The organism is Acidovorax sp. FHTAMBA, assembly GCF_038958875.1.
GTDB lineage: Bacteria > Pseudomonadota > Gammaproteobacteria > Burkholderiales > Burkholderiaceae_C > Acidovorax.
In genome coordinates, this window is sequence record NZ_CP152407.1 from 483639 (window position 1) to 500609 (window position 16971).

General features: G+C 64.8%; 16 protein-coding genes and 2 pseudogenes. 9 read left to right on the forward strand and 9 right to left on the reverse strand.

The window, feature by feature from the left end:
* Positions 1-54: 54 nt before the first annotated feature.
* Entirely contained in the window at positions 55-831 is a 777-nt protein-coding gene (locus AAFF19_RS02190; RefSeq protein WP_008903702.1) for a ferredoxin--NADP reductase, read from the reverse strand.
* A gap of 246 nt (positions 832-1077) precedes the next feature.
* Here AAFF19_RS02190 and AAFF19_RS02195 point away from each other — a divergent pair, with 246 nt between their 5' ends.
* The 4 genes from AAFF19_RS02195 to AAFF19_RS02210 all read left to right on the forward strand — a co-directional run bounded on the left by AAFF19_RS02195 (position 1078) and on the right by AAFF19_RS02210 (position 5857).
* A complete protein-coding gene (locus AAFF19_RS02195) occupies positions 1078-2283 on the forward strand; it encodes an ABC transporter substrate-binding protein (RefSeq protein ID WP_342721815.1) in 1206 nt (401 codons plus the stop codon).
* Positions 2284-2415: 132 nt separating this feature from the next.
* Positions 2416-4323, forward strand: coding sequence for an ABC transporter permease (locus AAFF19_RS02200; protein WP_342721182.1), 1908 nt, complete (start codon positions 2416-2418; stop codon positions 4321-4323).
* Positions 4320-5105, forward strand: coding sequence for an ABC transporter ATP-binding protein (locus AAFF19_RS02205; protein WP_342721183.1), 786 nt, complete (start codon positions 4320-4322; stop codon positions 5103-5105). The genes AAFF19_RS02200 and AAFF19_RS02205 overlap by 4 nt, the downstream gene beginning before the upstream one ends.
* Positions 5106-5107: 2 nt before the next feature.
* Positions 5108-5857: an ABC transporter ATP-binding protein gene (locus AAFF19_RS02210; RefSeq protein ID WP_342721184.1), complete on the forward strand. Its 750-nt coding sequence runs from the start codon at positions 5108-5110 to the stop codon at positions 5855-5857.
* Positions 5858-6364: 507 nt separating this feature from the next.
* Here AAFF19_RS02210 and AAFF19_RS02215 read toward each other — a convergent pair.
* The 4 genes and pseudogenes from AAFF19_RS02215 to AAFF19_RS02230 form a co-directional block, all read right to left on the reverse strand.
* Positions 6365-6475: pseudogene (locus tag AAFF19_RS02215) on the reverse strand (glyoxalase); the annotation flags it as partial.
* Positions 6476-6599: 124 nt separating this feature from the next.
* Positions 6600-7061 carry a VOC family protein gene (locus AAFF19_RS02220; RefSeq protein ID WP_342721185.1) on the reverse strand — a complete coding sequence of 154 codons (462 nt, stop codon included), beginning with the start codon at positions 7059-7061 and terminating at the stop codon, positions 6600-6602.
* A gap of 14 nt (positions 7062-7075) precedes the next feature.
* On the reverse strand, positions 7076-7453 hold the full coding sequence (locus AAFF19_RS02225) for a VOC family protein (protein WP_342721186.1): 378 nt from the start codon (positions 7451-7453) through the stop codon (positions 7076-7078).
* Between the two features lie 93 nt (positions 7454-7546).
* Positions 7547-8428, reverse strand: a complete 882-nt coding sequence (locus AAFF19_RS02230; protein WP_342721187.1) for a helix-turn-helix domain-containing protein — start codon at positions 8426-8428, stop codon at positions 7547-7549.
* 100 nt (positions 8429-8528) lie between these two features.
* Here AAFF19_RS02230 and pobA point away from each other — a divergent pair, with 100 nt between their 5' ends.
* The 5 genes from pobA (at position 8529) to AAFF19_RS02255 (ending at position 12710) form a co-directional block, all read left to right on the forward strand.
* On the forward strand, positions 8529-9701 hold the full coding sequence (gene pobA / locus AAFF19_RS02235; RefSeq protein WP_342721188.1) for a 4-hydroxybenzoate 3-monooxygenase: 1173 nt from the start codon (positions 8529-8531) through the stop codon (positions 9699-9701).
* 526 nt (positions 9702-10227) lie between these two features.
* A complete protein-coding gene (locus AAFF19_RS02240; protein WP_342721189.1) occupies positions 10228-10518 on the forward strand; it encodes a hypothetical protein in 291 nt (96 codons plus the stop codon).
* 118 nt (positions 10519-10636) lie between these two features.
* The gene (locus tag AAFF19_RS02245; RefSeq protein WP_008903690.1) at positions 10637-10996 is read left to right on the forward strand and encodes a helix-turn-helix domain-containing protein; all 360 of its coding nucleotides are present in this window, start codon (positions 10637-10639) and stop codon (positions 10994-10996) included.
* Positions 10993-12309 carry a HipA domain-containing protein gene (locus tag AAFF19_RS02250; RefSeq protein WP_008903689.1) on the forward strand — a complete coding sequence of 439 codons (1317 nt, stop codon included), beginning with the start codon at positions 10993-10995 and terminating at the stop codon, positions 12307-12309. The genes AAFF19_RS02245 and AAFF19_RS02250 overlap by 4 nt, the downstream gene beginning before the upstream one ends.
* 239 nt (positions 12310-12548) lie before the next feature.
* Positions 12549-12710: a hypothetical protein gene (locus AAFF19_RS02255; protein ID WP_342721190.1), complete on the forward strand. Its 162-nt coding sequence runs from the start codon at positions 12549-12551 to the stop codon at positions 12708-12710.
* A 118-nt stretch (positions 12711-12828) separates the two neighbouring features.
* On the opposite strand, the pseudogene AAFF19_RS02260 reads toward AAFF19_RS02255, so the two are convergent.
* The 4 genes and pseudogenes from AAFF19_RS02260 to AAFF19_RS02275 all read right to left on the reverse strand — a co-directional run.
* Positions 12829-13008: pseudogene (locus tag AAFF19_RS02260) on the reverse strand (tannase/feruloyl esterase family alpha/beta hydrolase); the annotation flags it as partial.
* Between the two features lie 106 nt (positions 13009-13114).
* Positions 13115-14833, reverse strand: coding sequence for an acyl-CoA dehydrogenase family protein (locus tag AAFF19_RS02265; RefSeq protein ID WP_342721191.1), 1719 nt, complete (start codon positions 14831-14833; stop codon positions 13115-13117).
* Positions 14834-15114: 281 nt separating this feature from the next.
* Positions 15115-16107, reverse strand: coding sequence for a tripartite tricarboxylate transporter substrate-binding protein (locus AAFF19_RS02270; protein ID WP_342721192.1), 993 nt, complete (start codon positions 16105-16107; stop codon positions 15115-15117).
* A 71-nt stretch (positions 16108-16178) separates the two neighbouring features.
* A complete protein-coding gene (locus tag AAFF19_RS02275; protein ID WP_342721193.1) occupies positions 16179-16964 on the reverse strand; it encodes an SDR family NAD(P)-dependent oxidoreductase in 786 nt (261 codons plus the stop codon).
* Positions 16965-16971 lie beyond the last annotated feature (7 nt).

Here is a 16971-nt window from a genome sequence, read left to right on the forward strand (position 1 = left end):
CGGCCAAGCCCGTTGACACCGCTGTATGCAGGCGACGGCGGTGCCGCCGGGAGATCACTGCTCGGCAAAAGCGCGTTCAATCACGAAGTCGCCCGGCTTCGTGGTGTTGCCTTCCTTGAAACCGCGCTCTTCCATCATGTGCTTGAGGTCGCGCAGCATCTCGGGGCTGCCGCAGATCATCACGCGGTCTTCGGCCGGGTTGAGCGCGGGCAGGCCCAGGTCGCGGGCCAGCTGGCCGTTCTCGATGATCGTGGTGACACGCCCCTGGTGCTTGAAGGGCTCGCGCGTCACGGTGGGGTAGTACTTGAGCTGCTTGGTGACCATCTCGCCCAGGAACTCGTGCTTTGGCAGTTCCTGCGTGATGTAGTCGTGGTACGCCAGTTCCTTCACTTCGCGCACGCCATGCACCAGCACCACCTCTTCAAACCGCTCGTAGGTCTCGGGATCGCGGATCACGCTCAGGAACGGGGCCAGGCCCGTGCCGGTGGACAGCATGTACAGGCGCTTGGCAGGCAACAGGTAATCGATCAACAGGGTGCCGGTGGGCTTCTTGCCCACCACAATGGTGTCGCCCACCTGGATGTGCTGCAGGCGCGAGGTCAGCGGGCCATCGGGCACCTTGATGGAGAGGAACTCCAGGTGCTCCTCGTAGTTGGGGCTCACGATGCTGTAGGCGCGCAGCAGGGGTTTGCCGTTCTCGCCGCGCAGGCCGATCATCGTGAAATGCCCGTTGGAGAAGCGCAGCGCGGTGTCGCGCGTGGTGGTGAAGGAAAAAAGGCGGTCCGTCCAGTGGTGGACAGTCAGGACGCGTTCATCGAGAAAGGCGCTCATGGTGCTTGGATCGGGCAAAAAATGAACAATGGAAAAGGGCTGGCAGGGGCAGCCGCGCCCGGGCGCTGCGCGTGCGGGCGCAAGGCAAGGGGGATGGCCGCCGGTGGACGGCGCAACCCCGTATTGTTCCGCATCTTCCATAACCTGCCGTTATTTGGCGATTGCAGGCCGCCTTGCACAAATCCTGCGGGCCGCCCCGGTGTGCCCTACCATCGCGTCAACCCTCTTTTCTGGAGCTTGCGCATGATGCTGCGACGACCCCGCCTGCTGCAGTCCGCCACTGCAGCCACGATGCTGGCTTTTCTTGTGCCAGTGCACGCCCAGGGCGTGATCAAGATCGGCGAAATCAACAGCTACAAGGCGCAGCCAGCCTTTCTGGAGCCCTACAAGAAAGGCATGGAGCTGGCGGTGGAGGAAATCAATGCCTCGGGCGGGCTGCTGGGCAAGAAGGTCCGGCTCGTCATCCGCGACGACAACGCCAACCCGGGCGACGCCGTGCGCGCCGCCGAAGAGCTGGTGTCGCGCGAAAAGGTCGATGTGCTCACGGGGTCGTTCCTGTCGCACATCGGGCTGGCGCTCACGGACTTTGCCCGCCAGAAGAAATTTTTCTTCCTCGCCAGCGAGCCGCTGACGGACAAGATCGTCTGGCAAAACGGCAACCGCTACACCTACCGCCTGCGCCCCTCCACCTACATGCAGGTGTCGATGGTGGTGCCCGAGGCCGTGGCCCTCAAGAAGAAGCGCTGGGCGCTGGTGTACCCCAACTACGAATACGGCCAGTCGGCCGTGGCCACGTTCAAGCAGCTGCTCAAGGCGGCCCAGCCCGATGTGGAATTTGTGACCGAGCAGGCGCCGCCCCTGGGCAAGGTCGATTCCGGCAGCGTGGTGCAGGCCCTGGCCGACGCCAGGCCCGACGCGATCTTCAACGTGCTGTTCGGTGCCGACCTGTCCAAATTCGTGCGCGAGGGCAACACGCGTGGCCTGTTCCAGGGCCGTGAGGTGGTCAGCCTGCTGACCGGAGAGCCCGAATACATGGACCCGCTCAAGGACGAAGCGCCCAACGGCTGGATTGTTACCGGCTACCCCTGGTATGGCATCCAGACGCCCGAGCACAAGACCTTCTACACCGCCTACCAGGCCAGGTTCAAGGACTACCCGCGCCTGGGCTCCGTCGTGGGGTACAGCGCCATCAAGTCGCTGGCCGAAGGCATGAAGAAGGCGGGCTCCACCGACACCGAAAAGCTGGTGGCCGCGTTCAAGGGCCTGCAGGTGTCCACGCCGTTTGGCCCCATCGTGTACAGGCCCGAAGACAACCAGTCCACCATGGGCGGTTATGTGGGCCGCACCAGAAACGAGGGTGGCAAGGGCGTGATGGTGAATTACCGCTACATCGATGGCGCGAAGGTCCAACCGTCGAACGACGAAGTCAAAAAAATGCGCGCGGCCGAGTGACATCCGCCTGAGACGCTTCGCGTCTTCCCCCTTCTCTCGCGCTGCGTGTGGGAAGGGGGACGCAGCCCTCGTTGTGGCCGCGCCGGTTTCATGGGCTATGGGCGGTGCGCAGGTTGCGCCGCGGAGACTGAGATGGGTTTTTCGGGTTTTGTCGTTCAGCTGCTCAACGGTCTGGCGGGGGCCTCCTCGCTGTTCCTGGTGGGGGCCGGGTTGTCGCTGATCTTCGGGGTGACGCGCATCGTGAATTTTGCCCACGGCTCGTTCTTCATGGTGGGCATCTATGTGGCCTATTCGCTGGTGGCCCAACTGGGCACGGGCCTGGGCTTCTGGCCAGCGCTGCTGCTGTCGGCCGTGGCCGTGGGCGCGCTGGGGGCAGTGGTGGAGGTGGTGCTGCTGCGCCGCATCTACAAGGCGCCCGAGCTGTTCCAGCTGCTGGCCACATTTGCGCTTGTGCTGGTCATCAAGGACGCGGCCCTCTGGATCTGGGGGCCCGAGGAACTGCTGGGCCCGCGCGCACCGGGCCTCTCGGGCTCGGTCAGCATCCTGGGGCGCCAGTTTCCCTCGTATGACCTGTTCCTCATCGTGGTGGGCCCGGTGGTGCTGGGCCTGTTGTGGCTGCTGCTCACCCGCACGCGCTGGGGCACACTGGTGCGCGCCGCCACGCAAGACCGCGAAATGGTCAGCGCCCTGGGCGTGAACCAGGCCTGGCTGTTCACGGCGGTGTTTGCGCTGGGCGCGCTGCTGGCGGGCCTGGGCGGTGCGTTGCAGCTGCCGCGCGAGCCCGCCACGCTGGAGATGGACCTCAACACCATCGGCGCCGCGTTTGTGGTGGTCGTGGTGGGCGGCATGGGCTCCATTCCGGGCGCCTATGTCGCGGCCCTGTTGATCGCCGAAATCAAGGCCATCTGCATCTGGCTGGGCGTGGTGGACATCTTCGGGTTCAGCGTGTCGTTCTCCAAGCTCACGCTGGTGGTGGAGTTTCTGGTGATGGCCGTGGTGCTGGTCTGGCGCCCCTGGGGCCTCATGGGCAAGCCGCAGGGCGTGAGCCGCAACACCGGCCTGCCCGAGGCGCCCCTGCGCCAGCCCGAGCGCTGGTTCAAGCTGGGTGGCGCGGCGTTGGTGGCGGTGCTGGTGCTGTTGCCGTTGCTGACCCCGGGATCGCCCTACCTCACGGTGCTGATGATCGACCTGCTGATCGCCGCGCTGTTTGCGGCCAGCCTGCACTTCATCATGGGCCCGGCGGGCATGCATTCGTTCGGCCATGCGGCCTACTTTGGCCTGGGCGCCTATGCCGCGGCGCTGCTGGTGCGCTCGGCCGACATCCCCATGGAGCTGGCGCTGGTGCTGGCGCCGCTGGCGGCGGCGGCGGGCGCGCTGCTCTATGGCTGGTTCTGCGTGCGCCTGTCGGGCGTCTACCTGGCCATGCTGACGCTGGCGTTTGCCCAGATCACCTGGGCCATCTGCTACCAGTGGGACGGCTTTACGGGCGGCAGCAATGGCCTCACGGGCGTGTGGCCGGCCGAATGGCTGTCAGACAAGCGCAACTACTACTACCTCACGCTGGCCCTGGTGGTGGGCGGTGTGCTGTTGTTGCGCCGCGTATTGTTCTCGCCATTTGGTTATGCGCTGCGGGCAGGGCGGGACTCGGTGCTGCGCGCCGATGCGATCGGCATTGACGTCAAGCGCATGCAGTGGGCTGCCTTTGTGATTGCCGGGCTGTTTGCGGGCCTGGGCGGTGCGCTGTTCGCGTTCTCCAAAGGCAGCATCTCGCCCGAGACGCTGCACGTGAGCCGTTCGGTCGATGGCCTCGTCATGGTGCTGCTGGGCGGCATCCAGACGCTGGCGGGCCCGGTGTTGGGTGCCGTCACCTTCACCTGGCTGCACGACACCGTGGCGCGCAACACCGACTACTGGCGCGCCATGCTGGGCGCCATCATCCTGATCCTGGTGCTGCTGTTCCCGCAGGGCATTGCAGGCGGCATCCAGCAGCTCTTTGACAACAGGCGCGCAGCGAAGAACATGAAGGAGGGCAAGGCATGAGCCTGCTCAAAGTCTCTGGCCTGGGCAAATCCTTTGGCGGCGTCAAGGCGGTGGATGGCATCCACTTCGAGCTGGCTGCCGGCGAGCTGCTGGCGCTGATCGGCCCCAACGGCGCGGGCAAGTCCACCACCTTCAACATGGTCAACGGCCAGCTGCCTGCCGATGCAGGCTCCATCCAGCTCAATGGCCAGGAGCTGGTGGGCCGCAAACCGCGCGACATCTGGCGCATGGGCGTGGGCCGCACCTTTCAGATCGCCGAAACCTTTGCATCGCTCACAGTGGTGGAGAACGTGCAGATGGCGCTGATCTCCCACGACAACCGCCTGTTTGCGATGTGGCGCAAGGCGGCAGACCACAAGCGCGACGAAGCCCTGGCGCTGCTCGACCAGGTGGGTATGAAGTCGCAGGCCGACCGCCCCTGCAGCGTGCTGGCCTATGGCGATGTGAAGCGCGTGGAGCTGGCCATCGCCATGGCCAACAGCCCTAAGCTGCTGCTCATGGACGAGCCCACCGCCGGCATGGCGCCCCAGGAGCGCCACGAGCTCATGGCGCTGACCAAGCAGCTGGTGATCGACCGCAACATGGCCGTGCTGTTTACCGAACACAGCATGGACGTGGTGTTTGCCTATGCCGACCGCATGATCGTGCTGGCGCGCGGGCGCCTGATTGCCGAGGGCAAGCCGCTGGGGCTGCGCGACCACCCCAAGGTGCAGGAGGTGTACTTCGGCACCGGCAAGACCTTCGAGAAGAAAACGGCAGCCGCTGCCCCACAGGCCGCATGAGCATGACGACGACAACCAACGAACCCCAACCCTTGCTGCTGCAGGCCAAAGCGCTGCAGGCCTGGTACGGCGCGGCGCAAATCCTGTTTGACGTTCATCTCGACGTGCGCCGCGGCGAGGTCGTGGCCCTGATGGGCCGCAACGGCGCGGGCAAGTCCACCACGCTCAAGGCGCTGATGGGCCTGCTGTCCAAGCGCAAGGGCAGCATCCAGTTCATGGGCAAAGACCTTTCCAGAACCGACCCGCACGACGCCGCGCGCCTGGGCCTGGGCTTTGTGCCCGAAGACCGCCGCGTGTTCACCGACCTCACGGTGATGGAGAACCTGGAGGTGGGTCGCCAGCCCGCCCGCCACTGGCCCGACGGCACGGCCGCGCCGGTGTGGACGCCCGAGCGCCTGTTCAAGCTCTTCCCCAACCTGGGCGAGATGCGGGAGCGCCCCGGTGGCCGCATGAGTGGCGGCGAGCAGCAGATGCTCACCGTGGCCCGCACGCTCATGGGCAACCCGTTTCTGGTGCTGCTCGACGAGCCCTCCGAAGGCGTGGCCCCGGTGATCGTGGAGCAGATGGCGCACATGATCCTGGAGCTCAAGGAGCAGGGCGTGAGCATCCTGCTCTCTGAGCAGAACATGCACTTTGCCGAGCTGGTGTCCGACCGAGCCTATGTGCTGGAGCGGGGCCAGATCCGCTACCAGGCCAGTATGGTCGAGCTGTCGGCCAATGAAGAGATACGCAGGGCCTATCTCAGCGTCTGACGCTAAACCTTCTTTGCCCGTGCATGCGGGGCTGATGTCCTGAGGAATTTATGGTGTTTTTGGTCTCTAGCGCTTGATGGGTATGCGCTAGCAGCTATCAAAACAGGAGTTGCGGCGTGCAGTGTGTGTTCAGCACGCTGCACAGGCACCTGCGGTCAGAGGCGGCACGCACCTGAACACCGCGCCAAAGCAGCGCCCCCAAAAAGCACCACCATTGCCCCGCACATCGCCGCATTGCACCCGCGCCACGTCGGCACAGTGGCAGGGGGCTTTTTCCACGGGGGACGAGGCCCGCGCGCTGCGGCCTTGCAGCCAAAGCCTGGCCCCAGCCATCCCGCAAGGAGAACACCATGTCCCAGAGCGAAACGGATATCCATTTGATCGTGCTGCGCTTGCTGCGCGAGGGCTATGCCGCGCTGAGCGCAGCCCAACGCAGGGTGGTCGATTCCCTCATGGCGGTGTGCTGAGGCGCTTGGCGGCGGCGTTGCGGCCGCCTTGCCCGGCCCGTCAGAACGTGATCTTCACCGACGGGGCGCTGCGCTGCGCCTCGCCGTGGTACACGGCCTCGATGTTGTTCCCATCCGGGTCCAGCACAAACGCCGCGTAGTAGTCGGGGTGGCAAGAGCCTGTTCAAAGTCTTTTTGGAGATCGCATTGGAGTGCAATCGGGATGAGAGGATGCTTCGGGTGCGCTGTATGGGCTCGTGCCCATGCAAGCAGCCGGGGCGTCCAATCGCCCGATTTCACTCCAACCCTTCGGGCAAGTGCCTTGCCGGGCGGTCTGCGGCGTTGCGGCGCTTGCCGATAGCACGGGCTATCGGCGGCGCACCGCGCCTTGCATTCCATCCCGGCAAGGTACTTGTGCGACTCCAAAAAGACTTTGAACAGGCTCTTCGCTCGCCGGGCGCGCCGTTGTCAGTGCCGCCGTGGGCCAGTGCGGCCTGGTAGAAGGCGTCCACCATCGCCCGGTCCTGGGCTTGAAAAGCCAAGTGCGTGCGGCCGGTCAGGTGGCCTTGCGCGGCAGGGCTGTCGGCCGACGACACAAACAGCTCGTCCGCCCAGAAATAGCCCTCGTCGGCGCCACCCATCGGCACCTTCAGCGCCCCCAGCGCGGCTGTGTAAAACGCCTGGCTGGCCGCCAGATCGCGCACCACGAGCTGTATGTGGTCAATCAGGCGGCCCCGGTGCAGTTCCTGTGTTTCCATGCCTTGTCCCTTCTTCAAGAAAGTGCGTGCAGACCCACGCGGTTGCCATCCAGGTCATGGATGTGCGCAAAAAACCCCATGCCCGGTGGCAATGCCTGGCGGGGCAGTGCGACCTGGCCGCCATGGGCTACGGCGCGCTCCAGTGCGGCGTCGAGCGAGGGCGAAGCGTCCAGGTACACCAGTGTGCCGCTGCCCGATACCTGCTGCGCCGTCGGGCCCATCATCAACGCGCCGCCCACGCCGTCTGCAGCGCCGTCGTAGGGAAACACGGCACCTTCACTGAGCCCCATGTTCTCGCGGTGCAGGGGCTGGCCCAGCACGGCTCCATAAAAAGACTGGGCGCGGTCCAGCTGGGGGGTGGGGATTTCAAACCAGGTGATGGCGTTTTTCATGCAAAAGCTCCTTGTGTGTGCCAAGTCAATAAAGAAGCCTTGATGGTCGCGGCGGCCTGCTGACAGCGCAGTGTCAGCAGCGTGTCATCGGGCTCATGCGCTGCGGCCCGGGCTCGATGCCGCAACCTGCGCGCGAAAGCTGCGGGGCGACAAGCCTGCGTCGCGCGTGAAGGCGCGGGTGAAGTACGCCGGGTCGGCATAGCCCAGCGTGTAGGCAATGGTGGCCACGCCAAGGTGCGTGTAAGCCAGGTTGCGCCGCGCCTCCCGCATCAGCCGCGCTTCGATCAGCCGCTGGGCCGATGCGCCTGTGGCGGCCCGCGCCACGCGGCTCAGGTGCGTGGGCGACACGGCCAGCGCCCGCGCGTAGTCCGCCACCTGCCAGTGCTCCAGAAAATGCGCTTCGATCAGCGCCTCCAGCCGCTGCACCAGGCTGGACTCTGGCGCTGCCGCGTCGCCCGGGCTGTGCTCTTCCATCGCGCGGGCCACCCAGCCCAGCAGCGTGGCGCTCAGGCCGCGCAGCACCAGCGCACGCGCCTTGGCCCGGCCCGAGAACTCCTGCCAGACCTGGGCCATGGCCTGGTGCAGCTCCGGCGGCGCAGGCGCCACGGCAGGCCGCGCCAGGTCGCGCCGCACATCGCCCACGCGCACAAAAATCTCGTCCATCAGCTCGTCGGCCAGCGTGGCCACCCAGCCCTCGGTGTGCTGCGTGAAGCGGAACGCATGCACATGCCCCTGCGGTACGTTGATGAGCATGCCGGGGCGCAGCACATGCCGCTCGCCATCCAGATGCGCAACACCGCCGCCCGCGGTGATCAGCAGTACCTGGTGCAACCGCGTGTGCCGGTGCGGCGCCAGCTCCCAGTCGTGCAGCGCCGATCGCTCGGCAATCGTCTCGCAGTGCAGCACATCGGGCAGGTGCTGCGACTCGCCAAACAGGCTGTACGAGCGAATGCCGTCGATGTTCGAAAAGTGCATGTTCTGGCTCCATCCGTCCATTCAAGACGGCGACTGTGCCACGTATCTTTGCGGGGCTGTTTTGATCAATGTCATGAACCACCATCCCCCGGAGACATCCATGAAAACCCAGGTTTGCATCATCGGCGGAGGCCCCTCGGGCCTCATGCTCTCGCAGCTCTTGCACCTCAAGGGCATTGAAACCATCGTGCTGGAGCGCCAAAGCCGTGAATACGTGCTGGGCCGCATCCGTGCCGGCGTGCTGGAGCACGGCTTTGCCGCCCTCATGCGCGAAGCCCAGTGCGGCGAACGCATGGACCGCGAAGGCGAGATCCACGACGGCTTCATCATCGCCCACGACGGCAAGATGGACCGGGTCGATTTGCACAAGTACAGCGGCGGCAGCTCGGTGGTGGTCTACGGCCAGACCGAGCTGACGCGCGACCTGTACGAAGCGCGCGACCGCATGAAGGGCATCGTCATCCACAACGCCGAAGACGCGCAGCCGCACGACCTCAAAAGCGCCAACCCGTTTGTCACCTACCGCAGCGGCGACGAAGTGGTGCGCATCGACTGCGACTTCGTCATCGGCGCCGACGGCTTCCACGGCGTGAGCCGCAAGTCCATCCCGCGCGACGTGCTCAAAGAGTATGAAAAGGTCTACCCCTTCGGCTGGCTGGGCGTGCTCTCGCGCACCAAGCCCGTCTCGCCCGAGCTGATCTACGCCAAGCACGAACGCGGCTTTGCGCTGTGCTCGCTGCGATCGCAGGTGCTGAGCCGCTACTACATCCAGGTGCCGCTGACCGACAACGTGGAAGACTGGTCCGACGAAGACTTCTGGGCCGAACTGAAACGCCGCCTGCCCGCCGAGGTGGCCGCACAGCTCACCACCGGCCCCTCCATCGAAAAGTCCATCGCGCCCCTGCGCTCCTTCGTGGCTGAGCCCATGCGCTACGGCAACCTGTTCCTGGCGGGCGACGCCGCCCACATCGTGCCGCCCACGGGTGCACGGGGCCTGAACAGTGCCGCGTCGGACATCTACTACCTGTACCACGCCATGCTGGCCCACTACCAAAACGGCGACAGCACCGGCCTCGACAAATACTCCGAGAAGGCCCTGGCCCGCGTGTGGAAGGCCCAGCGCTTCTCTTGGTGGATGACGACCATGCTGCACACCTTCCCGGATTCCATCCCGTACGACCAGAAGCTGCAGGACACGGACCTGGCGTACCTGTTCTCGTCCGAGAAGGCGCTGGGGTCGCTGGCGGAGAACTATGTGGGGTTGCCGTTTTGACACTCCGGTGGCGCGCATGGGTGTGTCGCCTGCTGGGGTGATGGCGCTGTTAAGTGCCTGGTAGAAACGCATCGAAAAATCAAAGGCTTGCAGGGGATTCACCCTTGCAAGCCTTTCTATTTGCTGGTATCGCTCCTGCGAGCACTTTGTGTACTCAGCGCACCATAGGCCCATCGAACAGGATTGCATGAGTCCATTCGTTATGGCGGGGGTTGTGTACCGCAATTCGACGAACCTGCTTGGCTGCTTGAGGCTGGTCGCGGACATGCGGTGCCTGTAAACGAATGAGGACTGTCAGCACCATTGCTTCGGTCACGAACATCCAGTGCGATGCGCATCGTGACACCTAGTCGTCTTCGGGCATGTTGTCAAAACCCATGGGGGGCTCCCAGCACGCCACTCATCCCAAACCGGTATAGGGCGAAGACTTTTTGACGTTCGGCGCAATGCTCTGGGACAGACCTCGCAGCTAAAAAGCCCCCCAGTAGGGTTTGCTCTGCGCAAGTCGTGACAAGAGACTGCAGCCATGAACTTCAAGCCATTCATCCGTACCCTGCTCCGCATCGCAAAGGCCTTGTCGAAGGGGTTCCTCGTGTCTTTGCTCATCGGATTCGTCATGGTGACGACGGCCCAGCTTCTGGGGCGGGAGACGGAGTTCTCACTGTCACTGTTTCACGGATTGAGCTTCAAGTCTCAACCGCTACAACTTTCTGACCGGGTGGCCCAGGCGGATAAGCCTGTGCCCGCGTGTGCACATTCGGATCCTGGGGTAGTGAATTGCGCCCGAGCGGAAGATGCCAAGCCCCGGCGGCAATAGAAACTTATGTTTCGATTTTTGAGTCGTAACTGGAAATTTGGTAAAAATATCAACGATCATTTCGTTTTCTTGTATTCACTCCATCTGCGGCATAAAATCGAAACCAAAGCTTCGATTTATGAAAAGAATCCCCATTCAAAGCGTTGCGGCCTTTGGCCAGGTGGTGCGCGCTGTGCGCAAGGCCGGTGGTGTGCGCCAAGACGACGTGGCGGGCAGCGTGGGTGTCAGCCACGTTTACTTGCGCGACCTGGAGCACGGCAAAGAGACGGCGCAGATGGGCCGCGCGCTGCAGGTGCTGGCCGAGCTGGGGATCCGCATGGAACTGGAGATCCCGGACGAAGCCTTTGAGAGATTGCAAAGCGACGCCGTACGACTCGCCGCCAAGAAGACCGCCTTTGAACAACAGGCTCAGCAGTCGCAGGAACTGATGCGTGCCGCAATCAAGCGTAAGAGCGAAGAAGAGGACGGCAACCCATGAGCCAGCGACAGTTGCAAGTCCAGATCAACGGTCAGCTGATTGGCTCGCTGTTTGACCAGAACAACGTGTGGGGATTTCAATACGCTGAAAGCTGGCTGCAGCAGCCCAAGCCCTTCGCGCTGTCTCCGGCGCTGCCCCTCGGCCCCGAGGTTTTGCTGGACGGCGCCACGGTGCGGCCTGTCCAATGGTTTTTCGACAACCTGTTGCCCGAGGAACGGCTGCGCGAGGTCATCGGCAAAGAAGAGGGTGTTGAGGCAGCCGACGCATTTGGCTTGCTGGAGCGGCTGGGGTCGGAGTCGGCAGGCGCCCTGGTGCTGCAGCCGCCGGGAGCCCCCGATGCGCCCCAGGGGGCTGTAGAGCTGACCCGAGAGGCGTTGTCTGCACGCATCCGCAACTTGCCAAGGGCGTCCCTCACCCACCAGGCCCCCAAGCGCATGTCGCTGGCCGGGGCTCAGCACAAGATGGTGGTGGTTTTTGACCCGGGCACCGGCCAGCTGATGGAGCCCCTGAAAGGCAGCCCATCCACCCACATCCTCAAGCCCAACTCCACCGCCGATGGATTCCCCCATTCCGTGGTGAATGAGCTTTTTACGATGCACCTGGCAGGTGCCTTGGGGCTCAAGGTGCCGAAGGTATCGCGCCTGTATGTCCCGGAGCCGGTTTACATCATTGAGCGCTTCGACCGTAAGACGACATCAGGCGGGGAGATACAGCGTGTTCACGCGCTTGATGGCTGTCAGTCCCTCAACGAAATGGCTTACGCCAAGTACCGTAGCGCTACCTTCGACAAGCTGCTGCAGCTGATTGAACTGTGCCGCAACAGGGCCGCTGCGCGCCTGGACGTGTTTCGCTGGATCATGTTCAACACGCTCGTTGGCAACTCCGACTGCCACCTCAAAAACATCTCGTTCTTGATCGACGACGAGGGCACGCGCGTTGCGCCCTTCTACGACCTGCTGTGCACTGCCGTGTACCACACCAAATCCATGGCCAATGAGCAGGCTGTGTGGCCTGACGAAAAGCTGGCCATGCCCATCGTGGGGGCCCATTTCTTCAGCGGCGTGACCCGCCCCAGGCTGATCGAAACAGGCGTCGCCCTGAAGCTCGGCAAGAAAACCGCTGAGCGGGAGATCAATACCATGGCGGGCAAGCTCGCCCAGGCCGCTGACAGCGTCATCCAGGCCATGGAGGCCGAACACGACAACTCGCCGCAAATGGGGCAAGCCCCGGCGGCCACGCGAGGCGCTGAAGCGCACCTGCTGAGGGCCATTCGGCATGTGGTCATCAAGGACATGCTCGCCTTGGTGCGCTGATCGGCAGGCAGTCGCTCTGCACAGCGAACTCCATCTGCTACGGAAAATTTAGGCAGAACTGATGCTTACGCCCGCACGGCAGGCCCGATAGCATAGCGCCAAGTTTTCAGATCATTTGCCCAATGTGTCGATGTGAGATTCGACGATGGCTTGAACACGATGAAGCTGCCGACGCAGCGTTTTGAGGCCGCGCACTTCACCCGCGATAGTGCCAACTAACAGCCAGGAAAATCTCAAAGATGGATTGGGTCCCGATAGTCTTCATTGTGTTCAAGGTGGCCGTGTTCGGCACCGGCATGTTCTTCGCCATCAAGTGGCACTACGACCAGGGGAAGAAGGCGAAAGAAGAAGCCAGCAGATCGCCAGTGCTGGCTGAACGCACACCGGGCGCATCGGAGTAGGTGGCTGATTTCCTGCGACAGCCTGCGGACCATCAGACTTCTACCTACCTGTATCGCGCTATGGTGGCCTGCAATCAAAGCGGCGACAGCACAGCGGCCTGGAGCGGTTGGCGGACTAGCTGGCGGGCAGCTTGCTGTTGACCACCTTGGCCCTCGCGCTGCGAGCCTTCGCCGTTACGCCGTTGGACACCTTGCCTTGTTCCACCCAAGCCACCAGCGGGGCCAGCATGTCGAACTGGTCGGTGGCGGGGCCGCCGGAACAGCGGTTCATGCCGGGCACCAGGAACAGGCGCGCAAACGCACCGACGTTGATGGTGTGGTGGGCCAGCTGGCCTGCTTGCCGGGCTGTGGGTGCACAGGGTGCAATGATTGCTATTGAATAGATAGCTGATCGCGCTGATCCATCAGGCGCTAGCGGCCTCTTTGGTTCTAAATTCAAGCGCCTGTGCAATGCCCCGGCGCAGGATGCCCGTGCGCAGGTCGAATTCGGGTAGCACCCACTGCGCAAAGGCCTGGGCTGGTGCGCTCCAGCGGTCGGGCGCGGTGTTGGGCGCGGTGCGGTGGGCGGCGCTGATCTGGGCCCAGGCCCATTCCAGCAGCACCAGCGCCACGGCGCGCAGGTAGTCGTCGGCCACCCAGTAGGGCAGCTCGGGGTCGGTCTGGGCGGCGATCGCCAGGGTCTGTGTGATCTCCACCAGCGCATGGCGGCGTGCACTGGCAGCCGGGCTGGGCGCTGCGCCGGGCAGGCTGCCCAGCAGGGCGCCCAGGCCATGGCCGCCATCGGCCAGCACCTTGCGCACCAGCAGGTCGATGGCCTGGATCTCGTTCGTGCCCTCGTAGATCATGGCCACGCGCGCGTCGCGGACGATCTGCTCGATGCCCCATTCGCGCACGTAGCCGTGGCCGCCAAACACCTGCAGGCAGGCGCTGGCGCCGTGGAAGCCTTCGGTTGTGAGCGCGGCCTTGAGCACGGGCGTAGCGAGCGCGCACCAGCGTTGCGCAGCAGCGCGCTCGGCCGTGTCGGGGTGGTGCTTGGCCACGTCCAGTTGCAGGGCCGTGTGGTAAGTCAGTACGCGCCCGCCGTCGATCCAGGCGCGCTGCGTGTGCAGGATGCGGCGGATGGCGGGGTGGTCTTGAATGAGGCTGGTGTCCTTGGCGCCGGGGGCGCGCATCTGGCGGCGCTCTGCGGCGTAGGCACTGGCTTTTTGCCACGCGGCCTCCAGCAGGCCGATGCCTTGCAGGCCCACGTGAAGGCGTGCGGCGTTCATCATCACGAACATGGCGTTGAGGCCCTTGTTCGCCTCACCCACCAGCCAGCCGGTGGCGTCGTCAAAGCGCATTACGCAGGTGGGGCTGCCGTGCAGGCCCATCTTTTCTTCGATGCGCTCGCAGACCACGGCGTTGTGGCTTCCATCTTGAAGAATCTTGGGCACCAGGAATAGCGACAGGCCCTTGGGCCCCGCCGGTGCATCGGGCAGGCGCGCCAGCACCAGGTGGACGATGTTGTCCGTCAGGTCGTGCTCACCGCCGGAGATGAATATCTTGCTGCCGTTCACCCGCGCGCTGCCATCGGGCTGCGGCACTCCGCGGGTGCGCACCAGGCCCAGGTCGCTGCCGGCGTGGGCTTCGGTGAGGCACATGGTGGCCAGCCATTCGCCGGTGGCGACCTTCTCCAGGTACTGCGCCTTCAGCGCATCGCTGGCGTGGTGCCTGATGCATTCGTACGCGCCGTGCAGCAGGCCGGGCGCCATGGTCCAGCCGTGGTTGGCACCGGCCAGCCATTCGTACAGCACGCATTCCAGCACGGCGGGCAGGCCCTGGCCGCCGTCCTCCGGCGCGCAGGCCAGCGCGGGCCAGCCGCCTTGCCAGAAGGCTTGGTAGGCATCGCGAAAGCCCGGCGGCGTGTGCACCTGGCCTGCGTCAAAGCGGCAGCCCACCTCGTCGCCTGTGCGCTGCAGCGGGGCCACGGCAGTGTCTACAAACCTGGCGGCTTCGGCCAGCACCTGGGCGGCCAGGTCGGCATCGGTGTCGGCAAACGGCGCCAGCGCCTGCCACTGCGCGGGGGCCTGCAGCACGTTGTTCAGCAAAAACTGGATGTCGGCGAGTGACTGGCGTGCGGGCATGATTGCTCTTAATGTGATAGCTGCTAGCGCATGATGGATAAGCGCTGGAGGCTGTTTTGATTGAATTTTTGAGCTGAGTCGGCGGGCCGCTCGCCTTCGGCCCGAACGGGTGATGGGGTTCGCGTTAAAAGCGCTGCCACGCCTGTGTCCGTGGATACCGGCGCGCCCCAAAGCGAGGGCCGCCGCGCAAGGGCCGCCCTGCCGCGCTGGCGGCGTCCCCCCTCCCACGCGCCAGCGTGAGAGAGGGGGTGAAGGCGCGCAGCGCCTCAGGGGGGTGACCCTCAGCTTTCCGAAGTGAACCCGATCTGCTTGACCAGCGGACCCCAGCGTTCGAACTCGGCCTTCTGGTCGGCCAGCATTTCCTGCGGGGTGCTGCCGTGCGCCACCAGGCCCACGATGCCCAGCGCATCGATCACGGTCTTGTCCTTGAGGGCGGCCGTGATGGCTGCGTTGGCGCTGGCCAGTGTGGCGGCCGGGGTCTTGGCCGGGGCGTAGAAGCCGAACCACTCCTCGGAGGTCACATCGGGGTAGCCCAGCTCGGTGAAGGTGGGCACATCCGGCAGGTAGGGCGAACGCTTCTTGCCCGACGAGGCCAGCACGCGCACGCGGCCGGTTTTCATGTACTGCAGGTAGTCGCCGCTGGGGTTCATGGCGGCAGCGATCTGGCCGCCCACCAGGTCGGTGATGCTGGGCACGGTGCCACGGTAGGGCACGTGCTTGAGGTCCACATTGGCGCGGATGCCGAGCAGGGCGCCCAGCAGGTGGGGCATGGTGCCCGCGCCGGGCGTGCCGTACATGGCCTTGTCGGGGTTGGCCTTGGCCCACTTCAGGAAGTCCGCCAGCGTTTTCACTTCAGCGGGCACGGCAGGCCCCACCGCCAGGCCGTGGTGCATGATCGCGCCGATGGAAACGGGCGTGACTTCCTCCGGCTTGTAGCTGAGCTTGGGGTAGATGTGGGGGTACACCGCCAGGGCCGACACGGGCGCCAGCGTCAGCACCGAGCCATCGGCCGCAGAGTTTTTCAGCGTTTCCACCGCAATGCGGCCGCCGGCGCCGGGCTTGTTCTCCACAAAGCCGGGATTCTTGCTGTAGGCCGTTCCGCCCAGCTTCTCGGCCACGCGGCGCGCCACGCTGTCGCCTGCGCTGCCGGCGGGAAAGCCATACATGATCTTGACCTGGTCCAGTGCCTGGGCAAATGTGGTCAGGGGGTAGAACGCCCCGAGGGCCGCGGCCGAGCCGAGGGTTTGTACAAAGTGGCGTCGGGTGCTGGTCATGGCAGTTGTCTCCTGGTGGTTTTTTGATGCGCGATGGCGGGGAAAGGGAAAAACGGAAAAGGCGGGATCGGTCAGCGCGGCGCCATGCGCAGGGCGCCGTCCAGGCGGATGACTTCGCCGTTCAAGTGCCCGTTGGTGACGATGTGGCAGGCCAGCTCGGCAAACTCTTCGGGCTTGCCCAGGCGTGGCGGAAAAGGGATGCTGGCCGCCAGCGACTGCTGCACGGCTTCGGGCAGCTCTTTCATCAGCGGCGTGGCAAACAGGCCGGGTGCCACGGTGCACACGCGAATGGCGTGCTGCGCCAGGTCGCGCGCCATGGGCAGCGTCATGCCGGCCAGGCCCGCTTTGGATGCGCTGTAGGCCTGCTGGCCCACCTGGCCGTCAAAGGCCGCAACCGAGGCGGTGAACATCATCACGCCGCGTTCGCCGTTGTCCAGCACGGGCAGCTTGGCGCACGCTGCAGCAAACAAACGGCTAACGTTGTAGCTGCCGATGAGGTTGATGTTGACCACGCGCACAAAGTCTTCCAGCGGCGCAGCGCTGCCGTCGCGCTGCACCACGCGCTTGGCGCTGCCGATGCCGGCCACGTTCATCAGGATGCGGGCGGGGCCGTGGGCGGCGGCTGCCCGGTCGATGGCGGCGGTCACGCTGGCCGCATCGGTGATGTCGCAGGCGCAGGCCACGGCGCTGCCTGCGCCGAATTCGGTGTTGATGGCTGTCGCCACTTTTTCAGCCAGCTCGGCATTGCGGTCGAGCACGGCCACATTGGCGCCCCGGCAGGCCAGTTCGCGTGCGGTGGCCTCGCCGAGGCCCGATGCGCCACCCGTCACGAGGGCGGCTTGTCCTTGAATCTGCATGGTGGAA